Below are 16,711 nucleotides of genomic sequence, written 5' to 3' on the forward strand. Positions count from 1 at the left end.
GTCGCGCTCTCCTCAGGTGGGTGTCGGTCGGGCTGGTTCGGCGACGGACCGGGCGGCGTGGCGGCCGTAGCTCGGGGCGCTGCCGTGGGCATCGGGCTGGCGGCCGGTGAGTCCCTGCAGCCGGCACATCTCGGCGTAGAGCCCGCCGCCAGCGACCAGGCTGTGGTGCGTGCCGCGCTCGACGACCCGGCCCTCGTCGAGGACGACGATCTCGTCCGCGGTCATCGCCGCCGCCATGCGGTGGGTGATCAGCACCGTGGTGCGCCCCGCGCTGACGCGCTCGAGCGCGCGGAGCACGGCGTGCTCGGACCGGGCGTCCAGGCCCGTCGTCGGCTCGTCCAGCACCAGGACCGGCGGGTCCTGCAGGACCGCGCGGGCCAGGGCGAGCCGCTGCCGCTGGCCGCCCGACAGGGTCGTCCCACGCTCGGCGATGACCGTGTCGTACCCGGCGGGCAGCGCCAGCACGAAGTCGTGGGCCTGGGCGAGCCGGGCGGCGTGCTGCACCTCCTCGAGCGAGGCGTCGGGCCGCGCGTAGGCGATGTTCTCCCGCACCGATGCCCGGAACAGCAGCGCTTCCTGCAGGACCAGGCCCACCTGGCGGCGCAGGCTCGCGCTGGTCAGGTCGCGCAGGTCCACGCCGTCCAGGAGGACCCGGCCGCTGGTGGGGTCCTGCAGCCGGCACAGCAGTGCGGCGATCGTCGACTTGCCCGCACCCGTGGGTCCGACGACCGCGACGGTGGTGCCCACCGGCACGGTCACGTCGACGTCCCGCAGGACGGGGGGGCCCGCTGTGTAGGCGAAGCCGACTCCGTCCATGCTCAGGCTCTCGCGGGGTCGACCGGCCACTTGGGCACCGGGTCTGTCCACGACGGCCGGAGGACGGTGGAGGGTGTCGGCGATGCGCGCCGCGCGGACACCCGCGCGGGCCAGCTGGGCCGGCAGCTTCGACAACGCCCGGGTGGGGCCGAAGAAGTCGCGCAGGTAGGAGGTGAAGATCACCAGGTCGCCCGGTGTGAGGGCGCCCGCCAGGACGCGCTGGGCGCCCAGCCAGACCAGGCCGGCGACGGCGACGGCGACCACCGCGTCGACGGCGCCCCCGAAGACGGCACTCGTGCGGGTGGCGCGCAGCACCGCCGCCACGGAGGCGGTGGACCGGTCCCGGAAACGCCGGGCCTCGTGCTCCTCCCGGCCGGTGGCCTTCACCAGCTTGACCGCCACGAGCGACTCCTGCGCCATCGCGGCGAGGTCGCCCTCCACCTCACGGGCGTCCTCCTCCACCGACCGGATCCGCCGGCGGAAGGAGGCGACGGTCACCAGCAGCACCGGCAGGACCAGCAGCAGCGCCAGGCTGAGCTGCCAGTCCAGGACCAGCAGCACCCCCGCCATGCCGGCCAGCGTCAGGATGTTCGTCGAGGCGTCGACGAGTGTGCCGGTCAGCAGCCCCCGGACCTTGTCGACGTCCCCGGTCAGCCGCGTGGTCAGCTCACCGGTCGGCGTCCGTTCGTGGTAGCTGAGCGGCAGCCGCTGCAGGTGGTCGTAGAGACGCGTGCGGATGGCGGCGGCAACCCGCTCGCCGACGACGGTCAAGGTGTAGGTCCGCGCTGCCCCGACCAGGGAGTCGAGGATCGCCACGCCCGCCAGCGCCACGACGACGAGGAGGAGGATGCCCTGCACGTCCTGGTCGACCCGGGCACCGCTGGGCAGCAGCACCTCGTCGAAGAGGAACTTCAACGGCCACGGTTTGAGCAGTGCGACGCCCGTCCCGGCGACCGAGAGCAGCCCGGCCAGGACGCAGCCGGGCCACTGGGGCCGCAGGAACGGCCCGAACGTCCGCAGGATCACGCGGGCGGGCATCACGGGCACCGCAGAGGTGGCCGCGGTGCCAGGGGCGGCCGGAGCGTCCGGTCCCCTCACGGGCGGCTGCTCCTCACCACGCCGTCCAGGGCGGCCTCCCAGGCGTCCAGCCAGGCCGGCACGAACGACCAGTCCCGCATCGGCCGGACGACCAGGCGGTAGAAGAGCACCTCGGCGAAGGTGCGCGCGACGTACGTCGACGCGGCAGCGACGGCCGCCCGGTCCCCTCCCGCGGTGGCGTAGCCGCGCAGGAACGCGCCGACCCACGGGGTGGCGGCGTCGAGGGAGCCGTGCCGCGACGCCCCCATCGTGAGGGTCTGGCCGATGAAGTGCCCCAGGTCGCGGGCGGCGGGGGCGTACGCGGCGCGGTCGAAGTCGATGACGACGACCCGGTTCCCGCCCAGGTGGATGTTCCCCGGCTGGAAGTCGCCGTGCGTCACCACGCGGGGTCCCGTGTCGCGGGCCAGCCCGTCGAGGGTCCGCTCGGTCAGCGACCGCAGCCGGTCCTCCGCGTGCGGCAGCACCTCGGCCAGCGCGGAGGCGTACTCGGTCAGCTTCCCTCGCTCGAAGTCCTCGACCAGGACGGGGACGTCGACGCCCGTCACCCCGTGGAGGCGGGCCAGCCAGCGGCCCACCTGGGCGACCACGGGCGCGGCGCGCCCCGGATCGCCGTCCAGCAGCGAACGCAGGGTGGTCGGTGGCGCCTCCTCCTGCGCCAGCACCCGCCGGACGGGGTCGAAGCCGAACGGCGCGGGCACCTGCAGCCGGGGGTGGTCGAAGCCGGCCCGCCGGAGCTGGCGGAGCAACCGCCCGGCCTCCTCGCCGCCGCCCTTGCGGTACCCCTTGCCGATCACCGCCAGCGGTGCGGGGCCGGAGCCCGCGTCCACGGTGAGCTCCCACCGGACCACCGGGCGGCTGCGGGAGGGGTGCACGACCGACCCGGCCCGCACGACCACCCGTCCCGGCCCGAGCTCCTCGAGCGGCGGCGGCGACTCGAGCAGCGATGCGGCGATGGCCAGGCGCTCGGCCCGCCGGGCCTGCGCGGCCGGACCGGGGCCGGCCGCCGTCCCGGTGGTCATCTCAGCGCCCCGGCCACGGCCGTACCGGTCGTGCGGGCCAGCCGCTCCCGCCCGGCGAGGACCGCGGCCGCCGCCGTCTCCCCGTCGACGGTCCCCGTGGCGAGGAGGAGGTGGAACCTGCGCGTGTCCGCCCGCAGCCGCACGAGGAGCCCGTGGCCCGGCTCGGGCTCCGCACGGGAGCACCAGGAGGTGTCCTCGTCGGCGGCGAGCGCGATCCAGACGTCCACGGCGCCGGCACCGGCGCCGCGCCGGTTGCGCCCGTCGAGCCGGCGGAGCGCGCCGGCGCCCTCGCGGAGCAGTTCGTGGTAGTCCGGGGACAGGCAGGTCTCCACCGTGAGCCCGGGCACGTCCAGCGGCAGGTCGTAGCCGATCAGCAGGGCGGCGCTGCCGGCGTCGAGCAGCACGCGCTTGCGCAGTCCGCACAGCGGGCTGTCCGGCTGGACGTCCTCGAGCTCGACGGCCAGGGCGCCGTCCCCGGGATGGACGGTCACCACGTGCCGGTCGTGGACCGAGCCGAGGTCCGCCAGGGCACCGGGGTGGTTGGCCGGCACGTCCATGTACCGGTTCATCTCCTCCTGGCAGTTCCAGTCGTCGGTCGGGTTGCCCACCACCAGGGCGCCGCCGTCGGGCCCGTCCACGGCGAGGTAGACCAGGCGCCCGCCGTGGTCCGGCGCGAACACCGCGAACAGGCGCTCGTTGCGCAGCACCAGCTCCACGTCACCGTCGTCGTCGACGTCGACCTGTTCGGCTCCCAGCGGACGGTCGGACCGCCCGAACCAGCGGGCCGCCGCGGCCAGCACGGTGGCGGCACGGGCGTGGCTGGCCACGGCCTTGGCCCAGGCGGCCGGCGGCCGGTCCGGGCGGTCGGTGTCGTGCCACGCGGTCTCGTAGGCCGAGGCGAGCAGGTGCTTCCAGGCCAGGGCGGTCAGCCGCGGCTCCGCACCGGCGGCCTCCGCGCCGGCCACGGACGCCCGGGCCCGCGCGAGGTGCTCCTGGTACGGGCGCCAGGCCTCGTCCTGCTGCCAGCCCCGGTAGTCCTCCCCGGCGTGCCAGTCCTGCGCCAGCTCCACGAACGTGCCCGGCTCGACGGTCCGGACGCCCGGGGCGCGCCGGCGCTTGCGCAGCCACGCCGGCAGGGACACCGGCGCCAGCGTGGGCTGGGCGGCCAGCCAGCACAGGAACGTCTCGTAGCGCTCCAGGGCGCTGGGGTGCCAGGGCCCCACGCCGGCGCCCTTCTCCATGTCGTCGGCGTACACGAGCACGGTGTCGTCACCGGGGGCGGTGGTCAGCTCCGCCACCCGGGACAGGCTGCGCCAGTGGCTCTTGTCCTCCGGCGGGATCCAGTACCGCAGGCGGGTGGACATCGGCACGATCTCCAGCCCGTTGCCGCCGGCGATCGCGTAGGGGCGCAGGGCGTCGGCCGGCGGAGGGCTGGTGGGGTCCGCGCCGTCGAAGTCGGCACGGTCGCTGCCGCCGTCGGCACCGTCGGTCGGGTACAGCAGCCGGTCGTCGAGCAGCACGTACCGGTAGCCCCCGTTGGGCAGCCCCGGATCGGTCAGGACGCCGGAGAGCCGGTCGGTGTCCCAGACCCGCTCGGGGACCCAGCAGATGTCCAGGTCCTGCGGCTCGCAGCCGAGGTGACGCCGGTACAGCCAGAACAGCTCGTGCAGCTGACGCCGGTTGAACTCGGGGTCGAAGGCGGTGAGCACGTTCTCGGCGTAGGTGCCGCCCACCAGCGAGAGCAGGCCGGTCTCCCGCAGCCGGCGGATGCAGTCCAGGAACTCGGGGTGGTACCAGGCGGCCGCCTCGACGAGGGTGCCGGACACGTGCAGGTTGACCGGGATCCGGTACTTCTCGTGCAGGCGGAGCAGGCCGGTGTACCCGGTGACGAGCGAGCTGAGGCCCTCCCGGTCGACGTAGCCGTCGGTGATCAGGTACTGGTTCGCGTGGTGCACCAGGGCCAGCGGCAGCGGCGCCGACCGCCGCCGCCGCGTCCGCGTGCCGGCGTACCCCTGCGTCCCGGAGCCCAGGGACGGTGTCTCCGCGTCCCGGCGCACCCGCACGGCAGCCTCGTACAGGTCGAGGTACTCGCGGGCGGGCAGCTCCCAGGAGAAATCCGCCGCCATCGCCCGCCGCTGCAGGTGCTGCCACTCGGGGGGCCGCCGGTAGACCGCGAGCGCGGTGTCCACCGCGGACAGCAGGGAGGCGACCCGGCGGTGCACGAACACGAAGCCGAGCCCCGCCGCCGGGTCCCCGGCGTAGTCGCTCACCGTGTCCGCGAGCCCGCCGGTGCGCCGGACGACGGGGATGGTGCCGTAGCGGAGGGCGATCAGCGGGGTCAGCCCGCAGGGTTCGAAGACCGACGGGGCCAGGAACAGGTCCGACCCGGCGTACACCTGGCGGGCCAGCGCCTCCCGCGTGGTGGCGTGGTAGGCGACGCTGCCGGGGTGGCGGCGGACCGCGGCCTGGAGCTCGCGCCGGTACCGCGGCTCCCCCTCCCCCATCACGACGACCTGGGCTCCCCGGGCGACCAGCTGGTCCAGTGCGGAGCACAGCAGCCCGACGCCCTTCTGCCGGACCAGCCGGGCGACCATGCCCAGCAGCGGCCGGTCCGGCGCCTGCTCGAGGCCGCTGATCCGCTGCAGGACCTGCTTGTTGGCCCTCTTGCCAACCACGAACGACCCGTTGTACCGCGTGTCGATCCACGGATCGTGCTCGGGAGTGAACTCTTCGTAGTCAACCCCGTTGAGGATGCCCCGGGCCGCATCCCCTCGGGCCTGCAGCAGCTCCTCCACGCCGCATCCCTGGGCCGGGCCGAGGATCTCCTGCATGTACCGGGGACTGACGGTGTTCACCCGGTCGGCGAAGGCGATCCCCCGCTCGAGCAGCGACCCGGCGTGCGGCAGCCCGATGAGCTGGTCGGTGGCCACCCCGACCGGGCCCTGGTACGCGAGGTTGTGGATCGTGAAGACGATCGCGGTGTGCTCGAGCGCGCGCCGGTGACGGCCCTGCCGGGCCTCCTGCGCGACCAGGCCGGTGTGCCAGTCGTTGCAGTGGATGACGTCCGGGCGCCAGTCGGCCTGGGCCGCCAGCTCGGTCACCGCCCGGGAGAAGAGCACGAACGGCAGGACGTCGTCGTCCCGGTAGCCGTAGGGCTGGTCGCGGTCGAACCAGCCCTCGACGACGAGGGTGAGGACGTCGACGCCGTCCCTCCGCGCGATCCGCCGCACCTCGACCCGCTCGGCGATCGGGCCGAGCGAGACGTCCAGCGTGGTCATCAGGTCCCCGCCCAGACCCCGGTAGCCCGGGAGCACGAGGTGGACGTCCAGGCCCAGTCCCGCGAGCGTCTTGGGCAACGCGCCGCTGAAGTCGGCCAGGCCGCCCGCCTTCACGAAGGGGTAGGCCTCGGCGCTGGCGAAGAGCACGCGTTGCGGACGCGACGGCCCCCGGTCGCCCATCGCTCTTTCACCTCGCGTCGGATCGCAGGAATGCACATCAAATGGTTTGACGTCCGCCGCGCGCACGTCGTGGAATGGCCACCGCGCGCCGAAGACGCGGGCGCGTCGAATGGCCCGCGCACGGCAGGACGGCACCGGCCCGCAGCACGGGCCGGGGTTGCGGCCACGTCCGTCCAGGACGAGCGGCCGGTATTACAGTCGGTGTGGAAAACGCAGGTCAGGTTGCGGGTCTTACAGCAGGACAGTGGATGAACTCTGGGTGTCTGATGAAGCGTGGCGAAGCGTAGTTCCGCAGCTAGTGCGCTGCCAGAGGTTTTGTGAAGGAACACTCATCTTCTGAGAATTGCGGTGCGAAGCTGCGCATTGCACAGGGTTGACTGCGGAGAGTCCCGGCCGTTCTCAGAGCTGCCGGCGACGAGGACACTGGCACGGGGACCACGGAGGTGCGTCGTGCGAGTGCTCGTCGTGGAGGATGAGCCCAAACTGCGCGCGGTGTTGTGCCAGGGCATACAGGAGGCCGGCTACGCCGTCGACAGCGCCGGTGACGGGCCGACGGCGCTGGAGCTGGCCCAGCGGTCCATCTACGACGCCCTGGTGCTGGACGTGATGCTCCCGGGCTTCGACGGCATGGAACTGCTGCGCCGGCTGCGGGCGGACGACGTGTGGACACCCGTCCTGATGCTCACGGCTCGCGACACCGTGTCGGATCGCGTCTCCGGGCTCGACGCCGGGGCGGACGACTACCTGGTCAAGCCGTTCGCCTTCACCGAGCTCGTCAGCCGGGTCCGCGCGCTCATCCGCCGCGGCAGCACGTCCCACCAGGTCGTGCTGCGCTGCGGCCCGCTCGAGCTGGACCCGACCACCCGGCGGGTCACGGTGTCCGGGAACCCGGTGGAGCTGTCACCGCGGGAGTTCGCGGTCCTGGAGCTGCTGTTGCGCCGGCGGGAGCACGTCGTCTCCCGGGCCGAGATCCTCCAGCACGTCTGGGGCGTCTCCTCCGGCGAGAGCTCGAACGTCGTCGACGTCTACGTGAAGTACCTCCGGGACAAGATCGACCGTCGCTTCGGGACGGAGCTGATCCACACGGTCCGCGGTGCGGGCTACCGGCTGGCGGAGCCCTCGTGAACCGCGCCACGCTCGCGCCGGGACGGCTGGTCCGGCGGCTGCCCATCAGCGTGCGGCTCGGCGGGACGCTCGCCGTCGCCGTCCTCGCCGTCCTCGCCGTCCTGGCCGGCCTGGCGTACTGGGGCCTCGGCCAGGTCCTCCGGTCGGAGGTGGACCGGACCCTGGTGGCTGCCGCCGACTACTTCTCCGGGCCCCGGGCTCGCCGGGACGACATCAACGAGGAGGAGCTCGGCGGAGTGCAGTCACCGGAGTTCGAGACGCAGGTCCTCGCCCGGGACGGTCGGCTGGTCAGCGGCTCCGGTCCCCGCTTCAGCCGCGTCCCGCTCCTCTCCGACGCACAGCTCGCCACCGCGTACCGGGACGGCGCGCTGTTCGCCGACGTCGACGTCCCCGAGGACGACGACGGGCCACAGCGGGCGCTCGCCATCCCGCTCGACCGCGGCGAGGTCCTCGTCGTGGTCGCCGAGCTCGACGGCGTCCGCGATGCCCAGGCGGGTCTCCTGCGCCTCGTGCTCGTCCTGGCGCCCCTCGCCGCCCTGCTCGCCGGCCTCGCGGGCTGGCGCGTGGCCCGGCAGGGCCTGCGCCCGATCGCCAGGATGACCGCCGACGCCCAGGCCATCGGCGCCGAGGACCTCTGCGCCCGGCTGGCCCTGCCGTCCTCGCGCGACGAGGTCCACCGGCTGGGGACGACGCTCAACGGCCTGCTCCTCCGGATCCAGGAGGCGCGGCGCCGGGAACGCGACTTCACCGCCGACGCGAGCCACGAGCTGCGCACGCCCCTCGCGATCCTGCGTGCGGAGCTGGAACTCGCCCGTGTCCGCGCCACCGGGGACGACCTCATCCGGGCACTGGACAGCGCACTCGAGGAGACCGACCGCCTCGGCCACCTCGTCGACGACCTGCTCCTGCTCGCCCGGGCCGACGCCGGCCACGTCACGCGGCGGATGCTCGTCGATGTCGCGGAGGCCGTGGACGGACTGCTGCCCGGGTTCCGCGCCCTCGCCGATCGACGGGGCATCACGCTGACCCGGATCGGCGACGCCGTCGTCCGGGCCGACGGGCGGGCACTGGCGCGGGCGACAGCGAATCTGCTGGACAACGCGATCCGCCACGCGCCGGACGGCGGGCACGTGGCCCTGGTCATCGAGCAGCGGCCCGACGGCACGGCGATCAGCGTCAGCGACGACGGCCCGGGGGTGCCGGTCGAGGAGCGCGACCGGTTGGTGCAGCGCTTCGCCCAGCTGGACCGCACCGGCACCCGAGGCGGTGGCGCCGGGCTCGGCCTGGCCATCGTCGCCTCTGTCGCCGCGGCCCACGACGGGCGCATCGAGGTGACGGAGGGGTCCTCGGGGTGCGGCCTGACCGTCACCATCCACCTGCCCCTCGCGGCCGGAGCGGACCCCTCCGGCACGCGGCCCGGCTGATCAGGAGTTGCCGCGTCCTGCTCGCGCTCGATCGGCTCGAACAGCGCCTCGCCGTTGCGCGCCCACAGCTCCGGGTCCGGCTCGTCGAGCGGGATCCAGGCCCTACCGAAGCCCGCTGAACCGGGATTCCATGTCGGCAGGGACAGAGCCGTTCCGACCCGAGGAGGCATCCGCATGGCGTTCTACCGGCAGGTGGGGAGCGTTCCGCCCAAGCGGCACACCCAGTTCCGCCGTCCCGACGGCGGCCTGTACTCCGAGGAGCTGATGGGCGAGGAGGGCTTCTCGTCGGACTCCTCGCTGCTCTACCACTCCGGCATCCCCTCGGCGATCGTCGACGCGCGCCCGTGGGAGCTGCCCGACCAGTCCCTGACGCCGAACGCGCCGCTGCTGCCCCGGCACCTGAAGCTGCACGACCTGTTCCCCGGCGAGGAGCACAAGGCGACCGACCCGGTGACCGGCCGCCGGCTGGTGCTGGGCAACGCCGACGTGCGGATCTCCTACGCCGTCTCCGCGCTCACCAGCCCCTACTACCGCAACGCCACCGGCGACGAGTGCGTCTACGTCGAGCGCGGCACCGCCACGGTGGAGACCGTCTTCGGGGCGCTGGAGGTGGGCCGGGGCGACTACGTGGTCATCCCGCGGGCCACCACCCACCGCTGGGTGCCGACCGGCACCGAGCCGCTGCACACCTACGCGATCGAGGCCAACAGCCACATCGCCCCGCCCAGGCGGTACCTGTCCAAGTACGGACAGTTCCTCGAGCACGCCCCGTACTGCGAGCGCGACCTGCGCGGACCCACCGGGCCGCTGACCGCCGAGGGCACCGACGTCGAGGTGTACGTCAAGCACCGCGGCGCCGGCCCGGGCGGGCTGGCCGGAACGGTGCACGTCGTCCCCGAGCACCCGTTCGACGTGGTCGGCTGGGACGGCTGCCTCTACCCCTACGCCTTCGACGTCGCCGACTACGAGCCGATCACCGGCCGGGTCCACCAGCCGCCGCCGGTGCACCAGGTGTTCGAGGGCGCCAACTTCGTGATCTGCAACTTCGTGCCGCGCAAGGTCGACTACCACCCGCTCGCGGTGCCGGTGCCCTACTACCACTCCAACGTCGACTCCGACGAGGTGATGTTCTACGTCGACGGCGACTACGAGGCCCGCAAGGGCTCGGGCATCGGCAAGGGCTCGATCTCCCTGCACCCCGGCGGCCACTCCCACGGCCCACAGCCGGGTGCGGTCGAGCGGTCCCTCGGCGCGGAGTACTTCGACGAGCTGGCCGTCATGGTCGACACCTTCCGGCCCCTGGCGCTCGGCGAGGCCGGCACCGCCGCCGACGACGGGAAGTACGCCTGGTCCTGGTCGGGACGGGGCCCGTCGGCGTGACGGCGCCGCTCCGGGGGCCGATCGGCGGCGAGGCCGACTGACGGGATTGTGACGGATCCCTGACGTTGACGCTCCTGTGGCAGGGGCCACAGCCTGGACCCCGACGCGGCCGGCACGGGCGGGCCGCACAGGGAGTCGAGGAGGGTGTCGTGGCGCTGGACGTCGGGGTCATCGGGGTCGGCATGATCGGCCAGGAGCACATCCGTCGCCTGGATGGCGGCCCCGGCGGCAGCCGGGTGGTCGCGGTCGCCGACGCGGACGCCGAGCGCGCGTCGGCCGTGGCCGGCCGGCTGCCGGGCGCGAAGGCGCTGTCCGGTGGCGAGGAGCTGATCGCCTCCGACGCCGTGGACGCCGTCGTCGTCACCTCCTGGGGACCCACCCACGAGGGGTACGTGCTGGCGGCCATCGCGGCCGGCAAGCCGGTGTTCTGCGAGAAGCCGCTGGCCACCACCCAGGAGGCGACCCGGCGGATCGTCGACGCCGAGGCCGCCGCGGGCCGCCGGCTGGTCCAGGTCGGCTTCAACCGCCGCTACGACCCGGCGCACCGGGCGCTGAAGCATGGCGTGGACAGCGGCGTCATCGGCGCTCCGCTGCTGGTGCACTGCGCGCACCGCAACGCCTCGGTGCCGCCGCACTACACCCGGGACATGTCCATCGCCGACACCGCCATCCACGAGATCGACGAGCTGCGGTGGCTGTTCGATCAGGAGATCACCGCCGTCCAGGTGTTCACCCCGCGGAAGAGCGGCCGCGGCGGGGACTTGCAGGACCCCCTGCTGGTGCTCTTCGAGATGGCTGACGGCGTCCTGGTGGACGTCGAGGTGTCGGTCAACGTCCACTACGGCTACGAGATCCGCTGCGAGGTCTCCGGCGAGACCGGCACGGTCCAGCTGGCCGACCCGGCGCCGGTGCACATCCGCCGCGAGGGCGCCGTCGCCGCCCTCGTCCCGGCGGACTGGCGGGAACGCTTCGCCCTCTCCTACGACATCGAGCTCCGCGAGTGGGTCGACACCGTCGCGGCCGCGCGGCCGGCCGAGGGGCCCAGCGCCTGGGACGGCCACGTCGCGCAGGTCGTCTCCGACGCGGCGCTGCGGTCGCTGCACGACGGCGGCCGGGTCGCGATCGAGCTCCCGGCTCGGCCCGGTCTCTACGCCCCGACGGAGACGCCATGACACCCCGTCCGCCCATCGGCAACGCTCGGGGTAGGTGAGGACACCGCGGCGGCGTCCTCGCGGCTGGACGACGCGCTGGGCGTCGCTCTCGTGGTGGACGCCTGCTACCGCTCCGAGCAGGCCCGCGGCGCCGACACACCGCTGGCCGAACCCGTCTGACGGACGGCGTCATAGCCGTCGGAGACGACGAGCAACTCCGCCCGCAGCCCGAGGGCCACCCGGTGCTCCCCGCCGAGGCCGGCCAGACCGTGCGCTCCACCGGCAGGACCACCCGCCGAGCCCGACGCCGCCCTCGACGACCGGCGCGGAGAGGTCCAGCGCGCCGACCGCTGCCGTGGACGAGCCGGGGTAGATGCGGGACGCGCCCACGTAGCCGACCAGGACCATCAGTGCCCTCCTGCTGCGACGTCGCTCGGGGAGGGACCGGATCGGTCGGTACGTCGGCTCAGGTGGCGGGCAGCCAGACGCGCATGGTGCTCGGGCCCCGGTTGGCCAGGCCTGGTAGGGCACGAGCGGGATGTCGATCTCGTCCTCCTGCGGCGCGGACACCTCCTCGGCGTACGGCCACGGCTGGTCCTCGTACCGGACCTGGCGCGCCCGCAGCTGGGCGATCGGGACCACCGGACCGACCGCGCCCTCGTGCCGCGGTGCGTCGCTGAGCGACCCGGGGAGGACCCGGAAGTAGTCGACTGTTCGCGGCGATCGACGGCCACCCGACGTCCGGTGTCGAGTCGGTGAGCTGCCGGCTGGTCCCCCGCGGCTCGACCGCGGTCCTGGACTGACGCCCGAGCCAGTCCCACTCCTCCCACCCGGCCCCTAGGGTCTGGGGGTGGCCGGCTGCTGCGACCCGCGGGGCTGCGACCGGGTGTTCGGCGACCGGTTCGCGCGGCGGCGGGCGGCCCGCTACCGGAGGAAGGGCCTGGATCGGACGGCCCGCCGGATGGTCGCGCTGCTCGCCGAGCGTGACGTGCGGGGCCGGACCGTGCTGGAGATCGGCGGCGGGGTCGGCGAGATCGGCCTCGAGCTGCTGCGCCGCGGTGCGGCCTCGGTCACCAACCTGGAGCTCTCGCCGGCCTACGAGGTCGCGGCCGCGGCGCTGGCCGCCGAGGCCGGGCTGAGCCACCGGGTGGACCGCCGAATGGTCGACATCGCCGCGGAGCCGGACGCGGTGGAACCGGCCGACATCCTCGTCGCGCACCGGGTGGTCTGCTGCTACCCCGACTACGCGGGCCTGCTCGGCACGGCGGCCGACCACACCCGCCGGCAGGTCCTGTTCAGCTTCCCGCCGCGCAACCCGGTCTTCCGGGCGGTCACCGCCACGGAGAACGCGATGCTCCGGCTGTCCGGGCGGGAGTTCCGCACGTTCGCGCACCCGCCGGCGGCGATGCTCGCCGTCCTCGCCGAGCGCGGACTGCACCCCACACTCGCCCACCGCGGCCGGGTCTGGCAGATCGCCACGGCCACCCGCTGACCGGTCGCGCCGCATCATGACCTCGCCCCAGCAACCCGCGGCCGACCGGCCACGGCCGGTGTTCAGCCGCTTCTACGCCGCGATCAGCAACCGGACGGACGACGAGGGCCTGGGCGCGTTGCGCAGCGAGCTACTCCCGAACCCCGGCTGCGAGCCCTCGCGCGGCGGCGGCCGCAGCCGCCGCGGTGCCGGTGACCGTCGTGCCCGGCACCGCCGAGGCGCTGCCGCTGATCGATGCCAGCTGCGACGCAGCGGTGCTGTGCCTGGTGATGTGCTCGCTTCCCGACCGCACCCCCGCGCTGGCCGAGGTCGCCCGGGTGCCCTGCCCCGGCGGGGTGCTCGCCTTCCTCGAGCACACCCGCGCCCGGACGCCGGCGCGGCCTGGGGCAACACCGCTGGCGCCGCCGTCGCCACCACCGTCTTCCCCTTCATCCTGCGTGCCGTGAACCTGCTGGGCGTCGACTCGGTCCAGCCATGCTCTCGGTGAGGGGCCGAGCGCACCCGTGGCTCCGACCAGGAGGATCTTCATGATATCCTCCTTCACCTCTCGACCACGATGACGACGTCGGCTCCTGCGATGTGCGTGATCCCGCCGGGTGCACCGGCCACCAGCACCGACCTCACCGCGCCGCGAGCAGCTCCGCGGGGTCGGTGAAGGGCAGTCCGTGTGCCTCGGCGACCGGCTGGGTGACCAGGTGGCCGTCCAGCGTGCTCAGGCCGAACCGGAGGGCGGGGTCGGCTGCGGCGGCGGCGACGACGCCGTGCCGGGCGACCCGGACGAGGTAGGGCAGCGTGGCCGAGGTCAGGGCCAACGTCGAGGTACGGGCCACCGCTCCGGGGATGTTCGCCACGCAGTAGTGGGTGACGCCCTCCTCGACGTAGGTGGGGTCGGAGTGGGTCGTCGCCCGACTGGTCTCGAAGCACCCGCCCTGGTCGATGGCGATGTCCACGACCACACTGCCCGGCCGCATCGCCGCGATCATCTCCCGGCTGACCAGCTTGGGAGCCTTCGCCCCGGGCACCAGGACCGCGCCGATCACCACGTCGGCCTCGGCGACGTACGCGGCGGTCCGGGCACGGTTGGGCGTCACCAGATCCAGCCGCCCGCCGAAGATGTCGGACAGGTAGGCCAGCCGGCTCGGGTTGGTGTCGAGAACCCGGACGATGGCGCGCATCCCGAGCGCGATCTTCGCCGCCTCGGTGCCGGCCACCCCGCCGCCGATGATCAGGACCTTCGCCGCCGGGGTGCCGGGGACGCCGCCGAGCAGGATGCCGGCTCCCCCGGCGGGACTCTCCAGGTGGTGCGCGGCGGCCTGCACGGCCATCCGCCCGGCGACCTCGCTCATCGGGGTGAGCAGCGGGAGCTTGCGGTCGGCGGTCTGCACGGTCTCGTAGGCGATCGAGTCGATCCGGCGCTCGAGCAGGAACTCGGTCAGACCGCGGTCCGCGGCCAGGTGCAGGTAGGTGAACAGCTGCTGGCCCGGGCGGAACCGCTCGTACTCCGCGGGTACCGGCTCCTTGACCTTGACGATCAGATCGGCTGAGGCGAACACCTCATCCGCCGTCGGCAGGATCTCGGCGCCGACGGCGGCGTAGTCGTCGTCGGCGAACCGGGAACCGACACCGGCACCGGCCTGCACGACGACCTGATGACCGTTGTGCACCAGCTCCACCACGCCGTCCGGGGTGAGCGCCACCCGCCTCTCGTTGTCCTTGATCTCGCTCGGTACTCCGACGACGAGCGCGCTCATGGCGGGTTCCCTCCGGTCGAGGCCCGGCGCGGTCGCACCGGAGCGGTTGTCGGAGCCATGCCGCCGGTGCGGTCACGGCTCGATGAACGGGCTGATCCCCGCGTCAGAGCAGCTCCTGGGCCTCGGTCAAAGTGTGCCGCAGGATCTGCTCCATCTCGTCGAACTCCGCCTGGCCGCAGATCAGCGGCGGTGCCACCTGGACGACCACGTCACCGCGGTCGTCGGGCCGGCAGTACAGGCCGTTGTCGAACAGCGCGCCGGGCAGGAAGCCGCGGACGAGCCGCTCCCGCTCGGCGGCGTCGAAGGTCTGCCGGGTCGCCTTGTCCTTGACCAGCTCGACGGCCCAGAAGTAGCCGTCGCCGCGGACGTCGCCGACGATCGGCAGGTCCAGCAGCTTGCTCAGGGTCGCGCCCAACGCCGCCTCGTTGTCCAGCACGCGCTGGTTGAGCCCCTCGTTCTCCAAGATGTCGAGGTTGGCCAGCGACACCGCCGCCGCCACCGGGTGGCCGCCGAACGTGTAGCCGTGCGGGAACGCCACGCCTGGGCGAAGGAACGGCTCCATGACCTTCTCCGAGGCGATCATCGCGCCGATCGGGCCGTAGCCGGAGCTCATCCCCTTGGCGCAGGTGATCAGGTCAGGGGTGTAGCCGAACTTCACACACGCGAACGTCGCGCCGTGCCGGCCGAACGCGCAGATCACCTCGTCCGAGACCAGCAGCACGTCGTGCCGGTCGCAGATCTCGCGGACCCGCTCGAAGTAGCCCGGGGGCGGGGTGAGGCAGCCACCGGAGTTCTGCACCGGCTCCAGGAAGACCGCGGCGACGGTGTCCGCGCCCTCGAACAGGATCGCCTCCTCGATCCGGTCGGCGGCCCAGCGACCGAAGGCCTTGGGGTCATCGGCGAACTCGGGATGCCGGTAGAGATTGGTGTTGGGCACCCGGAACCCGCCGGGAGCCAGCGGCTCGAAGTCCTTCTTCATGGCGGGCAGACCGGTGATCGCCAGGGCGCCGTGCGGGGTGCCGTGATAGGCAACCGCACGGCTGATCACCTTGTGCTTCTGCGGCTTGCCGATCAGCTTGAAGTACTGCTTCGCGGCCTTCCACGCCGACTCCACCGCCTCACCACCGCCGGTGGTGAAGAAGACGCGGTTCAGGTCGCCCGGCGCGAGCCCGGCGACCCGCTCGGCCAGCTCGGCCTGAACCGGGGTGGTGTAGCCCCACACCGGGAAGTACGCCAGCTCGGCCGCCTGCTTCCCTGCCACCTCCGCCAGCTCCCGCCGACCGTGCCCGACCTGGACCACGAAGAGCCCGGACAGGCCGTCGAGGATCTTCCGGCCGCGGTTGTCCCAGATGTAGGCGCCCTCCCCACGCGTGACGACCGGGATGGGCCTCTCCGGGTGGAGGCCCTGGCGGGCGAAGTGCATCCAGAGGTGATCCGCCGCGCGGGCCGCCGTCGCGTCGGGTACGCCGGCCGGAGGGTGCTCGATCGAGGTGGTCATCCCAGGCTCCTCATGACTTCGGTTGGGAAGGGCGTCCGACATTCTGGGGATGTTGTGGACGTCGCCGAACAGCGAGCCCGGGCACTCGCCGAACGAGCTGAAGACGTCGGTACAGGCCGGGGGTGGTGGCCAGTTCGATCACGCTGCCCTCGACCTCGACCTCGACCTGAGCGGTTGAGGACGCCGCCGTCGTGATGGGGTCGGCGAGTTCGGCGGCCCGGGCGTCGAGCGGCTCGCGGAGCCGGAACACCACCTCCGTGCGCCTCCCGAGAGACCTGTCCCGCCAGCGGGGAAACGCCGCCTCTGCGACGGTGACGGCTGCATCGACATCCGCCGCAGACACGAGCGCCAGACGAGCCGCGACCTCCCCCGTCTCGGGATTCGCCACGCTGGAGAAGCGGTCACCCGAGCCCTTGTGATGGGCACCTGCCACCCAGTGATGCAGGGTGCGAGCGCCGGAGTTGGCCGAGACGTTCGCGGCGGTGGTCGTCGGCACAAC

12 protein-coding genes and 1 pseudogene are annotated in these 16,711 nt (G+C 73.4%); 6 read left to right on the forward strand and 7 right to left on the reverse strand.

Annotation, left to right across the window (positions count from 1 at the left end; genetic code table 11):
• Positions 1-12: 12 nt before the first annotated feature.
• The 3 genes from HK417_RS13605 to HK417_RS13615 are packed head-to-tail and all read right to left on the reverse strand — an operon-like array spanning position 13 to position 6,391.
• The gene (locus HK417_RS13605; protein ID WP_222267305.1) at positions 13-1,914 is read right to left on the reverse strand and encodes an ABC transporter ATP-binding protein; all 1,902 of its coding nucleotides are present in this window, start codon (positions 1,912-1,914) and stop codon (positions 13-15) included.
• On the reverse strand, positions 1,911-2,933 hold the full coding sequence (locus HK417_RS13610) for a phosphotransferase (RefSeq protein WP_222267307.1): 1,023 nt from the start codon (positions 2,931-2,933) through the stop codon (positions 1,911-1,913). Before HK417_RS13610 ends, HK417_RS13605 begins: the two co-directional genes overlap by 4 nt.
• On the reverse strand, positions 2,930-6,391 hold the full coding sequence (locus tag HK417_RS13615; protein ID WP_222267309.1) for a glycogen/starch synthase: 3,462 nt from the start codon (positions 6,389-6,391) through the stop codon (positions 2,930-2,932). Before HK417_RS13615 ends, HK417_RS13610 begins: the two co-directional genes overlap by 4 nt.
• Positions 6,392-6,841: 450 nt before the next feature.
• On the opposite strand from HK417_RS13615, the gene HK417_RS13620 reads away from it, so the two are divergent.
• From HK417_RS13620 to HK417_RS13635, 4 genes are all read left to right on the forward strand, one after another.
• Complete coding sequence (locus HK417_RS13620) at positions 6,842-7,516, forward strand: response regulator transcription factor (protein ID WP_222267311.1); 675 nt, start codon at positions 6,842-6,844, stop codon at positions 7,514-7,516.
• On the forward strand, positions 7,513-8,940 hold the full coding sequence (locus HK417_RS26480; RefSeq protein WP_222267313.1) for a sensor histidine kinase: 1,428 nt from the start codon (positions 7,513-7,515) through the stop codon (positions 8,938-8,940). The genes HK417_RS13620 and HK417_RS26480 overlap by 4 nt, the downstream gene beginning before the upstream one ends.
• A 174-nt stretch (positions 8,941-9,114) precedes the next feature.
• The gene (locus HK417_RS13630; protein ID WP_222267315.1) at positions 9,115-10,320 is read left to right on the forward strand and encodes a homogentisate 1,2-dioxygenase; all 1,206 of its coding nucleotides are present in this window, start codon (positions 9,115-9,117) and stop codon (positions 10,318-10,320) included.
• Between the two features lie 149 nt (positions 10,321-10,469).
• A complete protein-coding gene (locus HK417_RS13635; RefSeq protein WP_222267317.1) occupies positions 10,470-11,492 on the forward strand; it encodes a Gfo/Idh/MocA family protein in 1,023 nt (340 codons plus the stop codon).
• Positions 11,493-11,660: 168 nt separating this feature from the next.
• Here HK417_RS13635 and HK417_RS13640 read toward each other — a convergent pair whose 3' ends face one another.
• Positions 11,661-12,113 (reverse strand): hypothetical protein, encoded by a 453-nt coding sequence (locus tag HK417_RS13640; protein WP_222267319.1) that lies wholly within the window; start codon positions 12,111-12,113, stop codon positions 11,661-11,663.
• A 208-nt stretch (positions 12,114-12,321) separates the two neighbouring features.
• Here HK417_RS13640 and HK417_RS13645 point away from each other — a divergent pair, with 208 nt between their 5' ends.
• A complete protein-coding gene (locus HK417_RS13645) occupies positions 12,322-12,963 on the forward strand; it encodes a methyltransferase domain-containing protein (RefSeq protein ID WP_222267321.1) in 642 nt (213 codons plus the stop codon).
• A 149-nt stretch (positions 12,964-13,112) separates the two neighbouring features.
• Positions 13,113-13,409 (forward strand): annotated as a pseudogene (locus tag HK417_RS13650) (class I SAM-dependent methyltransferase); the annotation flags it as partial.
• A 174-nt stretch (positions 13,410-13,583) separates the two neighbouring features.
• Here the strand turns inward: HK417_RS13650 and ald are convergent.
• The 3 genes from ald to HK417_RS13665 all read right to left on the reverse strand — a co-directional run bounded on the left by ald (position 13,584) and on the right by HK417_RS13665 (position 16,708).
• A complete protein-coding gene (gene ald / locus HK417_RS13655) occupies positions 13,584-14,714 on the reverse strand; it encodes an alanine dehydrogenase (RefSeq protein ID WP_222267323.1) in 1,131 nt (376 codons plus the stop codon).
• 103 nt (positions 14,715-14,817) lie between these two features.
• The gene (locus tag HK417_RS13660; RefSeq protein ID WP_222267325.1) at positions 14,818-16,212 is read right to left on the reverse strand and encodes an aspartate aminotransferase family protein; all 1,395 of its coding nucleotides are present in this window, start codon (positions 16,210-16,212) and stop codon (positions 14,818-14,820) included.
• Positions 16,213-16,222: 10 nt separating this feature from the next.
• A complete protein-coding gene (locus HK417_RS13665; protein WP_222267326.1) occupies positions 16,223-16,708 on the reverse strand; it encodes an aldehyde dehydrogenase family protein in 486 nt (161 codons plus the stop codon).
• Positions 16,709-16,711 lie beyond the last annotated feature (3 nt).

The sequence above is a fragment of the Modestobacter marinus genome (genome assembly GCF_019799945.1).
GTDB classification, from domain to species: domain Bacteria; phylum Actinomycetota; class Actinomycetes; order Mycobacteriales; family Geodermatophilaceae; genus Modestobacter; species Modestobacter marinus_B.